Annotated in this window: 13 protein-coding genes; 3 read left to right on the forward strand and 10 right to left on the reverse strand. The window is 48.6% G+C overall.

From position 1 onward, the window contains the following. The first annotated feature begins 290 nt into the window (after window positions 1-290). Complete coding sequence (locus tag OCU30_RS12930) at window positions 291-1151, forward strand: NAD(P)-dependent oxidoreductase (protein ID WP_077314630.1); 861 nt, start codon at window positions 291-293, stop codon at window positions 1149-1151. A 26-nt stretch (window positions 1152-1177) separates the two neighbouring features. On the opposite strand, the gene OCU30_RS12935 is transcribed toward OCU30_RS12930, so the two are convergent. The 9 genes from OCU30_RS12935 to OCU30_RS12975 all read right to left on the reverse strand — a co-directional run bounded on the left by OCU30_RS12935 (window position 1178) and on the right by OCU30_RS12975 (window position 10170). Next, window positions 1178-2116, reverse strand: coding sequence for a LysR family transcriptional regulator (locus OCU30_RS12935; protein ID WP_159439137.1), 939 nt, complete (start codon window positions 2114-2116; stop codon window positions 1178-1180). Between the two features lie 28 nt (window positions 2117-2144). Next, on the reverse strand, window positions 2145-3068 hold the full coding sequence (locus tag OCU30_RS12940; RefSeq protein ID WP_077314628.1) for an ACP S-malonyltransferase: 924 nt from the start codon (window positions 3066-3068) through the stop codon (window positions 2145-2147). Window positions 3069-3079: 11 nt separating this feature from the next. Beyond that, window positions 3080-3706: a malonate decarboxylase holo-ACP synthase gene (locus OCU30_RS12945; RefSeq protein WP_077314627.1), complete on the reverse strand. Its 627-nt coding sequence runs from the start codon at window positions 3704-3706 to the stop codon at window positions 3080-3082. 10 nt (window positions 3707-3716) lie between these two features. Further along, complete coding sequence (locus OCU30_RS12950) at window positions 3717-4670, reverse strand: AEC family transporter (RefSeq protein WP_077314626.1); 954 nt, start codon at window positions 4668-4670, stop codon at window positions 3717-3719. Between the two features lie 68 nt (window positions 4671-4738). Further along, window positions 4739-5536, reverse strand: a complete 798-nt coding sequence (gene mdcE, locus OCU30_RS12955; protein WP_205408809.1) for a biotin-independent malonate decarboxylase subunit gamma — start codon at window positions 5534-5536, stop codon at window positions 4739-4741. After that, a complete protein-coding gene (locus tag OCU30_RS12960) occupies window positions 5533-6684 on the reverse strand; it encodes a biotin-independent malonate decarboxylase subunit beta (RefSeq protein ID WP_077314624.1) in 1152 nt (383 codons plus the stop codon). The genes mdcE and OCU30_RS12960 overlap by 4 nt, the downstream gene beginning before the upstream one ends. 16 nt (window positions 6685-6700) lie before the next feature. Further along, on the reverse strand, window positions 6701-7564 hold the full coding sequence (locus tag OCU30_RS12965; RefSeq protein ID WP_077314623.1) for a triphosphoribosyl-dephospho-CoA synthase: 864 nt from the start codon (window positions 7562-7564) through the stop codon (window positions 6701-6703). A 5-nt stretch (window positions 7565-7569) separates the two neighbouring features. After that, window positions 7570-9225 (reverse strand): malonate decarboxylase subunit alpha, encoded by a 1656-nt coding sequence (gene mdcA / locus OCU30_RS12970; protein WP_077314622.1) that lies wholly within the window; start codon window positions 9223-9225, stop codon window positions 7570-7572. Between the two features lie 426 nt (window positions 9226-9651). Continuing rightward, window positions 9652-10170 (reverse strand): RNA methyltransferase, encoded by a 519-nt coding sequence (locus OCU30_RS12975; protein ID WP_077314621.1) that lies wholly within the window; start codon window positions 10168-10170, stop codon window positions 9652-9654. A 312-nt stretch (window positions 10171-10482) separates the two neighbouring features. Between OCU30_RS12975 and OCU30_RS12980 the strand changes: the two genes are divergently transcribed. Together OCU30_RS12980 and OCU30_RS12985 are read left to right on the forward strand one after the other, a co-directional pair. Continuing rightward, complete coding sequence (locus OCU30_RS12980) at window positions 10483-11748, forward strand: GntP family permease (RefSeq protein WP_077314620.1); 1266 nt, start codon at window positions 10483-10485, stop codon at window positions 11746-11748. A gap of 15 nt (window positions 11749-11763) precedes the next feature. Beyond that, window positions 11764-12897, forward strand: a complete 1134-nt coding sequence (locus OCU30_RS12985; protein WP_077314619.1) for a glycerate kinase — start codon at window positions 11764-11766, stop codon at window positions 12895-12897. Window positions 12898-12997: 100 nt separating this feature from the next. Here OCU30_RS12985 and OCU30_RS12990 read toward each other — a convergent pair whose 3' ends face one another. After that, a complete protein-coding gene (locus tag OCU30_RS12990) occupies window positions 12998-13327 on the reverse strand; it encodes a DUF2750 domain-containing protein (RefSeq protein ID WP_235861881.1) in 330 nt (109 codons plus the stop codon). Window positions 13328-13413: the final 86 nt, after the last annotated feature.

Consider the following 13413-nt stretch of genomic DNA (forward strand, 5'->3'; position numbering starts at 1 on the left):
TAGCTTATTTTTATAATTTAGATTTTATATCATATTCAAATTATACAGGCTGATTACGTTGGTATGGCGCGAATCAGTTAGTGTCAGGTCTTTATGTTGCATATGTGGGATGATTTGTTTTTATATTGGAACATTTATTGTGGAACTTTTTATAGACGTAGTAGGAATAGCGGCGAGGGCATTGAAATCTATCGGCTATTTACGTTCTATGGCACTATGAGTGGTCACAAAAGCCAATTAATAACAGATGAAGACATAGATTCGTCATTGAACTGAATAGAGGAGGCATTATGAGCCGTATAGGATTTCTTGGTTTAGGCATTATGGGTAAAGCAATGGCGCTAAATCTCGTTAAAGCGGGGTTTGATGTCACAGTTTGGAATCGAGATAGTCATAAGTGCGATGAACTTGTGGAACAAGGCGCACGCGTCGCGGCAACACCGAAAGCGGTCGCCCAAGTCTGCGATATTACCTTTGCAATGGTTGCCGACCCACAAGCAGCGTTGGCGATCTGTCAGGGTGAGAATGGCGTCGCGGCAGGTATTGCTGAGGGACGAGGTTATGTGGATATGTCGACCGTCGATGATACGACCTCACTGGAGATTGCCAATGCCATTACCCATGCAGGGGGACGGTTTTTAGAGGCACCAGTATCAGGTACGAAAAAGCCAGCGGAAGATGGCACTTTAGTGATTCTTGCCGCAGGTGACGAGTCGCTTTATCAGCAAGCCAAACCAGCTTTTGACGTCATGGGAAAAATGGCACCGTATCTCGGGGCTATTGGCCAAGGTGCGAACATGAAGCTCGTTGTGAATATGATCATGGGCGGTATGTTAAATATCTTTAGTGAAGGGATGGCGTTGGGACAAAAGTCAGGGCTAGACGGTCAGGCTATTCTCGATGTATTAGCCGCGGGTGCGATGGCTAACCCAATGTTTACCATTAAAGGGAAAATGTGTTTGGAAGACAATTATGCGACCAGTTTTCCACTCAAGCATATGCAAAAAGATTTACGTTTAGCCGTCGCCTTGGGTGATAAATTGGATCAACCTCTGCCAACGGCGGCTGCGACTAATGAAGCATTCAAACAGGCCAAAAAAGCGGGCTACGCAGATGAAGATATTGCGGCTGTGCATAAAATAAATCGCTGATATTCGTCATTGATGAACCGCGGTCATCAGTGTGGGGTGGTTTGCCAGCGTAAGCTGTACATACGGCACTCTGCTGTTAACGCTCTGATGGCTGGGTTGTGTTCACTGGCGCGATTCATTAATAGATAGATGCCGTGAGATTCAGCCAGATCATCGGCAAGCGGATAAAAAGATAAACCAATTTGCTCGGAGACTTCCGACATCCGCGAGGGCAGTAGCGCGGCATAATTGCCCGCTTTCAAAGCAAAGCTTAAGCCAAAAATGCTCGAGAATTCAGAGTGAATGTGTATTTGCCCATCGAGTTTTGCCATGACTGTGTCGAAGGTGTCTCGCAGGCCAAAGCCTTGAGTCAGTGTCATAAAAGTTTGGGTTTTTAAATAGGATTTGCTTATCGGTAGGTCATGTTGATTCGGTTGAGTACTGGTTTTCGCAACGCTATAGCTTAGTTTGTCATCAAACAGTTTTAGCGCAGTGTGCTGCGTACTTTCTTCCAGACGCTGATCGCCATAAATCATCACCACATCCAGATTAGAGCGCTTCAACTGCTCGATCAAGTCGCAGTTTGAGCCAGTATGAAACTCAAGTTCGACATCTGGGCGGCGCTGTTTATAGGCCGATAATAAGTGAGGGACGAGATCGATCGTCAATGAATTCACCGAGCCGACCCGTAGACGCTTAGGTTCCATCCCTGCGGAGATTTGCGTGTTATCGATGGCACGTGCCAGATCGCTTAGTGCAGGTAAACATTGATCATACAAAATATGTGCAGAGTATAAGGGGACTAAACTCCGACCACGCTTTTCAAACAGAATACATTCCAAATCTTCTTCGAGTGCATGAATGGAGCGATACACCGACAACGAGCTGACATTTAAAGCTTGGGCCACATGATTCATATTTTGATGTTCCATGTAACTTAGGAACACCTCTAAGCGTTTAATCGTGGTAGGTAGACGTCGATTCATAGTGCCTCGGAAGTGTCGATGATGGAAATTAGCCATATTTTCGCACTAACATTTTGAGGTTAGAAAGGTTTTCGCTCTCTAATGAGACCGATATCGTATCCGGCATACTAACTTTACACAATCCTGTGAGCACGCTTCCTGGTTTCATTTCAATCGCTAAGGTAACACCACGTTCTTTGAGCATGGCAACGCTCTCCCACCAATGAACTTGGCGGGCCATATTATGGACAAGATCATCACGAATGCGCTCGGTTGGATAAAGTACCCGTGCGGCATTGGCGCTAACATAGGTAGTTTTTGGGCGCGCAAAAGGAATGGGCTCAAAAGCGTGTGAGAATTGCTCGGCTTGTGTGGCTAATAGCTCGCAGTGCGAAGGGACATTAACATTGAGGCGATGGGCGCTAGTGGCTTGTTTTTGCAGTGCTAATTTACACAAATAATCTAAGGCATCATTACTGCCAGAGACCACCACTTGTGTTTCTGTATTAATATTGGCGATGTAGGTGAGGTAGTTCGCTTGTGCGGCTTCATCGATCAATACGCTGACGGTGGCCACCGGTAAACCGATGATGGCGGCCATGGCATAGCCTTCAGGGTAAGCTTGCGCCATTAGCTCACCGCGGCGGGCCACTAAAGAAAGCCCGTGTTCAAAGTCGATGCAACGAGCACTGATTGCGGCGGGAAACGCGCCAATGGATAAGCCTAGTACATAATCTGGTTCAATCTCTTGTGCGCGCAGTATTTCGGCATAAGCATAGCTGCAAATCGTTAAGGCAACTTGTGTATTACGGTTATTTTCTAATGCGTGTGGCGTATCGAGTGTCAGTACATCTTGTTGTAAGTGGTGACTGGCTTGTTCAATGAGCTGACGTCCGATATCGAACGCCATTAAATCGTGTAGCATCCCAGCTTTTTGTGTACCTTGACCGGGAAAGGTAAATAAAGTCGCCATAATGTGACTCCTTAACAATGAGGTGGTTGCCACGGGTGGTGAGAAATAGTGGGACCCGTGTGGCTTTTGATCATCACACTATCGCTGCTTAGCCATTCGTTCATCGCAAAAGCCCCGTAAGGCGTTTCGATTTGCACGTCAGGGCGCAGCGGTAATGACTGAAGCTGATCCGATATATGACGACACCAAGCCTTATCAAGCGGCTCTGGACATAGCAAACGTAAATCGATGTCGCTGTCGAGGTGTGCTGTCGGGATCCCGGTTGCCAGTTCAAACGCTAAACTGCCATTGATCCCCCAAGAGTGCTGAGCGGCGTGCATGATCTGATCAATCTCATGCAAGGCTTGCCAATGAGGAAGAGGATGGCGCGTATCTTGGGTTTCCCAGCCGCGTTGCTCGGTGAGCGCTTCCGGTGTGAGACTGCGTAGTATGTCATGTGGAGCAATAAAACTGGCGTGACGTTGGCTGCGGTTGGTGCCCCGAATGCCGACCGCAATACGGCCGGATTGTATCGGTGCGCGTCTTACCACGACCGGGCGCTCAATGAGATCGGAGCGGGTAAACCACTCCGGTACGTCTTCAATGTCGCTTAATTGTGAAACCCATAATAAATCGTGAGGCGCGTAGACGCGATCCATAGTGACCTCTTTATAGTAGGAAATACATAAACAGTGGCATAGTCAGTGCGAACAAGATAGTTGAGAGCAACAGCGTACCTTCCGAATCTTCATCTTGAACGCCAAACCCATTACCAAACATGACACCAAAAAAACCAGTGGCCAGCGCGATGAGGAATACGGAGGCGGCGAGCAGCGTTGCCGGTAATCCAAAGGCGATCGCAATGCCGTATGCAATGATCGGTTGTACGAAGTTTTTCAACCCAAATCCAACGAGAACCGCACGGTTGATTTTTAAGCGACGAGCAGAAACAATCAATCCCGTTAAGAAGAGTGCACCACCGCCGGCGGCCGCCGCCAAGGGGCTTAACGCATGAGTAAGCAGTGCTGGCATGGTCGTACCAAAACAAGAAAAAATCGTACCGAGAATTGGCCATAACACGATCGGGTTTTTAAACGCTTTAACCAACAAGGGCACAACCAACGATCCCATCGAGGCGTCTTTATATTCTGGTTTGGTTTCTTTTTCTAGCACCATTAAGGTTAAAGGTGACAGGAAGATGGAACCACAGGCGATAGAAATCGCGACGTTCAACGCAATATCACTGCTAGACGCCCCGTGAATCGTCTCACTGAGAATAGGCACGCCAAGTGCGGCATAGTTAGGCAGTGAAATCGTCAGTGCATAAACGGCGGCTTGCGCTGGTGGTTTGTTAAAGTAACGGCGGGCGATGTAGTAAGTGAATGCCCACAACAGCCACATTGCTAATACCAAAATGGCAATCAAGGGGAGTTTACTCACAAAGCCTGCAATAGGAGTGTGCCATGTGGCGGTAAATAATGCGGTTGGCAGGGCAAAACGCATAACAAAGACGTTGAGAACCGACACGTTTTTGTTATCTGCAATCTTACGATAGCCACAAAAGTAACCGAGCCCAAGGACCAGGAAGATGGGAGCAATGGCGTTTATTATAGCGTGAAACATAAATATGATACCTCGAAATGGCGGTATAACTACATAGCATTATGAAGCGATACCGCGTTAGACAGGAATTACCACTCTTGCGCCATCACTTGGCGTACCTGAAGAGAGGCACTGCGGTTATTGCTATGTAAGCGACCCGATAAATCACGACATGTATCTTGAGCAATATCTTCAAGCGCGTCGGCAAGCGCAGATTCGACCATTTGAATATCATCAAATTGCGGCTGTTCGGCATCGTTAACCGAGACTTTTTTCCATAACAACCCAAGGGTGCTGTAGTTTTGAATATCGTAGGCCATGGGTGGAATGGTCGCGGCGAGTTTTTCTAGCTCCGCGACAGACCTTAAGGTAATACGTGCGGCTGACGCTTTTCCCATCGCATGCACCATACATCCTTCATCATCGAGCGCAATTAAACGGTTGGCTTGATAGCCGTGGGCTAAAAAACCACCCGACATCGCTTTACCAACAATCAAACCAATGACCGGATGACCCGCGTTACGCGCCATCGCATAGGCGTTTGCCGATGCGGCGAGTGCTTGGTGAATACCATAGGCTTCTTCTCGGCGACCATAAGCTTGTGAAGGGACATCAATGACGGCCACAATCGCGGTTTTGCTATCACTGTGTTGATCGTTAGTCACAACATCAGTGATCGCTTTAGCAAGGTTCCAGCCTTCTAAAAGGCCAACTTCTCCTTGACGAGCGCGAGGGAATGGGTTGTTTTCATCAATAACCACGGCGATAAAACGCGCACTATGTTGACCAATTTTTCCATCCGTGACTTTGACCGAAGGGGCGAAGCCCGTGATGTTTTGGCCATGAGTAGTTAAGGCATTAAGCCAAGTTAGACCACGATGACTCATTTGCATTCTCCTTGGGTGAAGTAGTGACGAACCAGTGCAGGGGTAGCTTGCTGCGCGGTATCGATTTGGTTAAACACAGACAAAAATGTCTCGACCTGCTCACAGCGCGCAGAGGCGGGTAAGGGTTGATGAATAATATTCGATATATCTGAGCGAATTTGGTGAGCATCATCGTCTGAAAATACATCGGCAAAGCGAGAAGCGAATCTGGCTTCTCCTCCTGTGAACGACCAAATAAATGGACGGTTGCGTGAGTCGTACTCTTCTATCCCTGCTTCTTGTTCAATAACTTGTGGTCCATTTAGTCCAAGGCGTGCTTCTTGAGTGACAATGACTTTGCTACATAACCCCGCCGCAATGGACATGCCACCGAAGCAACCAACCGCGCCAGCAACCACACCAATGACCGGCACATAATCACGGAGTGCCACAATACCTGCATGAATATCGGCAATGGCCGCGAGGCCTAGATTCGCTTCTTGCAAGCGCACACCGCCTGTTTCTAACAGTAAAATTACTTGAGTTGGGTGGCCTGCTTTGGCGTCTTTGAGCGCAAGCTCCAAAGCCGCGGCCATTTTCGCGCCGGAAATCTCGCCAATGGCACCGCCCTGAAAGGTGCCATCAATGCCGACTACAACGCTCGGTTTACCATCGATAGTTCCCTTGGCGACCACACAGCCATCATCGCTTTGTGGAACAATACCTTGTGGCACAAGCCACGGTGAAAAGGAATGATGTTGATTGCCCATAACTTCACGAAAGGTACCTGCATCCAATAGGAATTTGGCGCGCTCCCGAGGGCCCATTTCTATAAAGGATATGGTGCCAAGCGTGTTCGCGCTCGCGCGAGCAGGGGCGGTGGTGATTTGTTCCAAGGCTTGCACGAGTCGTAAACCAATCACGCCGGGCGTCGCGCCAAAATCATTAATGGTTATTTGCATGGCGGGTACGCCATCGGCGAACTGGCGCTGAAAAATTGCGTCCCATAGTGGTTGACGGTTATCGATCGAGGTGATCAATTCAATGGTAATGGTGTCTTGATCAGTAGGTTCAAGCAGGATTTCTAAATCCCCTGAACCGACGTTGCCGACTCGAACCATTGTGTCTATAGAATGGTGTGCAGCGTAGGAAAATGTGAGTTGTTCCATGGTTGGAACCTCCTAGTTATTTGGATTGTGCTGAGTGTGTTACCCAGTCGACAAATAAGGTGGCAGCCAGTAAATCAGCCGCGCCACCCGGTGATGCGTTTAAAGCGATCATGTCGCGGTCGAGTTGCTGTAAACGTGCCATGCCTTGCGCGCGACTCACCCCGCCTTGGGCGAGAATGTCACGACTGCACTGTTGCAAATGCGTTTGGCCGGCAAGCCCTGCGCGGTGTAACACACAGGTATCAGTTAAATGCGCTGTCAGTGACAGCAAAGCATCTAAGCGAGCATGGGTTTCGCTATGGCCGAGCGCTCGACTATGTTGCAAAGTAGGTAGAGCATGGTGCGTAATCGCGGGAAAACCGAGTTGGGCTTGCTGCTTGGCGCCATTGATTTGGTAGTGGTTGCTTGCGCGCTGTCCCTTACTAAAAGTGGCGGGCGCGTAGCGGTCTTCAATTTGCGCCAACTCGCCAGCGAGCTGGCATATATCCGTGGCGGATTGAAATGGGCTCACCGTCATGGCAGCGGCCGTGCTCAAAAGACCTAATGCCCAAATCGCACCGCGATGAGTATTGACGCCATGCGTCGCTATCATCATGCCAGCTTCCGCCTCACGCCCAATCCGTCCGATGGTTTCACGCAGCCATGGCGACACTTGTTGGCCTTCGCCAGCTGCGGCCATTTCGGTAAAATAAGGCGAGAGGCAGTGTGCTGAGCGCAGCATAAGACCCAAATTTAAGTCATCATGAGAACCGGTATTCTCAGCATCGACCAGTCCAGGTTTCGGTGTTAAACAGGCTTCAGCAATCAAGGCTTCTCTTGCATATTCGCCGAAGTGTTGCGGCACCGGATAACGGGTTAAGTGGCTCTGACTACTTTGCATAAGGATCACCAGCTACGGAATTTAGCCGGTGGCTCGTACAGGCCATCGGACCATTTGACCAGATCGGCGACGCTTTTGGCGGCGAGTAACGAGCGATTAGCATCGCTGCGCTTAATGCCTAAATCTTCCGGCGTTGCCACTTTGCCAGCCTGACGGAAAGCTTTAACTTGTTCTTGAGTCACTCGTTGCCCAAATTCTGATACGCCCGCCACCGAACAAATTAAGGCTTTACGCTCTTCCATGTCTTTTGCCATGTAGAGATAAGCAATGCCTTCTTCGGTCAAAAGGTGAGTGACGTCATCGCCATAAATCATGACTGGTGCTATCGCCATGTTGGCTTTTTTCGCCACGTCAACGGCGTCTAATTGATCAACAAAGGTCGATTTAGAGCCGTCTTGATACGTTTCAACACTTTGGACGACGAGTTTGCGGCCTTTGACGATATCGTGTTGCTTTTCTTCGTCCGTTACCATGTTGAGCCACGCTGCGCTCGCATGTCGGCGGCCACGTGGATCGTGTCCCATATTCGGCGCGCCGCCAAAGCCAGCCAGGCGGCCGTGCGTGACGGTAGAAGAGTTACCTTCGGGATCCATTTGTAAGGTAGAGCCTATGAACATGTCAGCTGCATATTGACCGGCTAATTGACACATGGTGCGATTAGAGCGCATTGAACCATCGGCACCGGTAAAGAAAACATCAGAACGTTCTGAGGCATATTTTTCCATCCCCAGTTCGCCGCCGAAGGAATGAACGGTTTCAACCCAGCCCGATTCAATGGCAGGAATTAACGTTGGATGAGGGTTCAATGTCCAGTGCTTACAAATTTTACCTTTGAGGCCAAGTTGTTCACCGTAAGTTGGCAGCAACAATTCAATGGCGGCGGTATTAAAGCCAATCCCATGGTTTAAAGTTTGTACGCCGTGTTTGGCATAGATACCCTTAATTGCCATCATGGCCATTAATATATGGGTATCTTTAATTAAACGCGGATCTCGGGTAAATAGAGGTTCGATATAGAACGGTTTATCTGCTTGGACTACGAAGTCTACCCAGTCACCAGGGATGTCAACGCGATCTAAATCATCCGTGTTCTCGACGATTTCGTTGACCTGAGCAATGACTAACCCATCTTTGAAGGCCGGCGCTTCTACTAGCCCAGGAGTATCTTCAGTTGAAGCTCCGGTATACAAGTTACCGTGACGGTCAGCTTTAAAACCACATACTAGGGCAATGTTGGGGATAAGGTCGGCATAAAGGCGAGCATAGAGTTCGATGTAAGTATGGATGGCACCAATTTCGAGTAAGCCATCTTCGAGCATTTGTGCCACGCGCACGCTCTGTTGACCAGCAAAAGCAAAGTCGAGCTTTCTCGCGATGCCTTTTTCAAAAATATTCATATGTGATGGCAAGCTCACGCTCGGCATGATCATATGTAGGTCGTGCACGCTCTCTGGATTGACCTGCTCTAACATACGCGCTAAAAAATCGGCTTGTTTTTGGTTATTGCCTTCGAGAACGACACGGTCATTAGGTTTGATCAGTTGCTCCAAGGCCGCGACAATATGTTCTGTTGGGAGAACCTTGCCATCGGCCAAATGAGCAACGCCAGCAATACGTGCCTGCTTTTCGGATCGTTTGGTGGTCCACTGTTTTGTCGACATAAGACACCTTCTTTGTATGAGGGATAAACGCTACGTTGAGTAGCTCCGTATACCCATCATACGACGATGCCAATGTATGAAAATGAACATAAATGAAGGTTATATATACACAAAGTGATAATGTTTTTATTGAACTTATACAGAGGGTTAGTAGTCACAAGGGAGGTTTTGAACGAGCGCGACTAGCAATAATAAGGGATGGACAACATAAGTTGAGCAATAAATGACGATAATCCTTGCAGCAAAACACATCACCCGGTAGGGAAAGGAGTAGTAAAGTCGTAGCTAATTTTGTGAGATAGCTGCCAAAGAATGCCTCAAAGAGCGATAATGTCGATGAGCGACCTGTGTAACTCCGATCATTGACTTCAAGGCATTCTGTTTTAATTTGTTTCCATATCTATGGCAATCAATTAAAGGTGGAACTTAAGCGATACTTTTGACGGTTAAACGGTTTTTATTATCGCGATTGGCAATAACTTGCTGTTGGTCATCAATATCACCGAGGGTTTTCGCCATGCGATCATACAATACAACATTGGCGGTCGCCGCAAGGTTCATACATCCATGAGTTGGTACATAAACAACATGATCGGCTTGGTCGACAATATGTTGTGGCAGTGACCCATCCTCTGGCCCAAACACATAGATGGCGTGTTGTGGGTGAACAAACTCGGGTAAAGCGGTTGCTCCAACAGCGAGCTCGACACAGACGACTTTCACATCTTCGTTTATATTAGCCGTTAGATCGTCACTGTTAATCAACTCAATGCGAGATTTGACTTTTTTGGTATCGGTTTGCAATTTAATTGCCCGATTATAGCGTACGCCGTTATAACGAACTTGTGTGGCATCGTAACACCCTGCTGCCCGCATCACGGCCCCAACATTGGCAGGACTTTTGGGGTTATATAGGCCAATGATGACCGTAGAATTTGTTGTCATTGTTGTTCTTCTTTTGTTCGGTGTTGAAATGGAGCCCTTCGCTGGCTCTCATAGGAGCAGATTATTGATCGAACTGACGCGAAGTGCCACGATTGATTACCAATAGCCACCGAAATGCTCATCATTATATACATATGGTTGTGTGTACAAGGATTGTTCACTGCAGACTATTTATACAAATTAGAGAAGAAACAGTGATAAAGCCCTAACCACAGAACATTACTCACGAAAAGTCGTGTTCTCCTACCCAGTCGTAATGATAATCTCCGCCTCGTTTTTTATCCTCCTTTTGTATTTTTGTGGAAATCTATAATGATTGAAGTTTCTACTCTTGGCGCGTTAGTGGCGCTTGTTATTGCTATTGCTCTTATTTTAAAAAGTGTACCACCCGCTTATGGCATGATCATTGGCGCCCTAATTGGTGGGGTAGTGGGGGGCGTCTCACTGACCGATACCGTCCAGTTAATGATTGGCGGCGCACAAGGTATTGTGACCTCTGTATTGCGTATTTTAGCCGCAGGTGTGTTGGCGGGGGTCTTGATTGAATCGGGCGCCGCCACCTCGATTGCTGAAACCATTGTCAAAAAGACGGGCGAAACGCGTGCGTTATTTGCTTTGGCGCTGGCGACGATGATTTTAACCGCCGTTGGCGTATTCGTTGATGTGTCAGTGATTACGGTTGCGCCGATTGCATTGGCGATTGCGCATCGTGCTCGCTTATCGAAAACGGCGATTTTATTAGCGATGATCGGTGGAGGCAAAGCGGGCAATGTGATGTCACCGAACCCGAACGCCATTGCCGCTGCGGATGCGTTCCATGTGCCATTAACCTCAGTGATGGCGGCAGGGGTGATCCCGGGTTTATGTGGCGTTGTTGTCGCGTACTTAATCGCTAAGCGCTTGATCAATAAAGGTAGCCAAGTTCAGCAACATGAAGTGGTGGCGGTCGACTATTCAACTCTACCTTCGTTCGCGGCCGCTATGGTTGCGCCGCTGGTGGCCATTGCACTTTTAGCACTGCGCCCGATTGCCAACATCAATGTTGACCCCCTCATTGCGTTACCCTTGGGCGGTTTGCTGGGCGCTGTCGTGATGGGGCGATTTAAACAGACGAATCAATTTGCGATATCGGGATTAAGCCGTATGGCGCCTGTTGCCGTAATGTTATTAGGTACAGGGACATTGGCTGGAATTATTGCCAACTCGGGTTTAAAAGACGGGCTGATCGATGTGCTGACAGCGTCAGGTTTACCTTCTTACCTACTTGCGCCTTTCTCTGGTGCTATGATGTCGTTAGCCACAGCATCAACCACCGCAGGAACCGCCGTAGCATCGAATGTATTTAGTCAAACTATTTTGGACTTGGGTGTGCCTGCGTTAGCTGGAGCGGCGATGATTCATTCTGGCGCGACTGTGTTCGATCATATGCCACATGGTAGTTTCTTTCATTCGACTGGTGGCGCAGTGCATATGGATATCCGTGAGCGTTTGAAATTGATCCCATACGAATCTGCGGTGGGTTTGACGATTGCGTTCGTCTCTGTGCTAATTTTTGGTGTGTTTGGACTGTTTGTCTAATTCAGAGGAAATCATATGAAAATTGTAATTGCGCCGGATTCTTATAAAGAAAGCCTGACAGCACTCGGTGTCTCTGAGGCAATTGAATCGGGATTTAAACACATTTTCCCTAGCGCGGATTATGTCAAGTTACCGATGGCCGATGGCGGTGAAGGAACCGTTCAGTCACTGGTTGATGCCACCGGCGGACATATCATTGATTGCACTGTCACCGGGCCACTGGGTCAACCAGTCCAAGCATTTTATGGACTTCTGGGCGATGGTAAAACCGCAGTGATTGAAATGGCCGCAGCGTCTGGTCTGCATCATGTGCCGCCTGAGCAGCGTAATCCCTTATTGACAACGACTTATGGCACTGGGGAGTTAATCACCGCCGTGCTTGATCAAGGGGTACAACATATCATCATTGGTATTGGTGGCAGTGCGACCAATGATGGGGGAGTCGGCATGGCTCAGGCGCTTGGTATCAAAATGCTTGATAATCATGGCCGTGAGCTAGCCTACGGAGGCGGCGCATTACATGGGTTAGCTCGGATTGATAGGTCCGGTCTTGATTCCCGCTTGGCGACGGTTCAGTTGGAAGTGGCGTGTGATGTGGATAATCCATTATGTGGACCGGCCGGCGCGTCTCACGTTTTTGGTCCGCAGAAAGGTGCGGCACCGGAGATGGTGGCCAAACTTGATCATAACTTGGCACATTTAGCCGCGGTGATGCAGGGCGATTTGGGATGCGATGTGAAAGATATTGCGGGTGCAGGCGCTGCCGGTGGGTTAGGCGCTGCATTGCTGGGATTATTGCAAGCGAATCTGCGTCCCGGCATCGACATCGTGATGGATGCGGTGGATTTACGCTCGCAAGTAGCGGATGCCAATTTAGTCATCACCGGGGAAGGGCGTATTGATAGTCAAACTATTTACGGCAAAACCCCTGCTGGTGTGGCACGCGTTGCGAAACAGTATGATTGTCCCGTGATAGGTATTGCCGGCAGTCTTTCGCACGATTGCGGCATCGTGCATGATTATGGCATTGATGCGGTTTTTTCGGTGGTCAATGGCGCGGTCGATTTATCAACGGCATTGCAAGAAGCCAAGCACAATATTGAACTGACCGCATGCAATGTGGCGGCTATCTATCGCTTGAAACCGTAATCTCAGTTACTGCCTACTGTCATTATAGGCAACCAGAAAAATCCCGCGCAATACCGAGTATTGGCGCGGGATTTTTTATTGATGCATGTGCAGTCTAAAATTAACGACGTTTTGCTTCGCGTTTTTGCAGCTCAAATTCAAATTCATCGGGATAAAGTACGATGCCTTCTCCTTCCTGATCAGGAAACACAATGATTGACAGTTCATCGTCTTCTAAGCCTGTCGTCCAGCGGCTTTTCCATTTGGCGACAGAAATCGGCTCTGGCGTAAAGCCTTCCCATTCATCGGTTGCCCATTGCGCCGCATAATCATGGCTTGGCCATACGGGAACGCAATCTTCATCTTCGGCTGAGAGCAGTACGCTGCCGTGTTCGTCGATCAACAACCAAATTTTGTGTTCGGTTGTGGCCGCTTTAAAAAACAGGTTCATCCGTTCCGTGGGATCTTTGGGTAGTTGGTCTAACGCGATTGTTGTGGTCATGCACAGCCCTTGCTTATTCATATAGAAGTCTTGTG

This window comes from Vibrio palustris, assembly GCF_024346995.1.
In the GTDB taxonomy this organism is placed as follows: domain Bacteria; phylum Pseudomonadota; class Gammaproteobacteria; order Enterobacterales; family Vibrionaceae; genus Vibrio; species Vibrio palustris.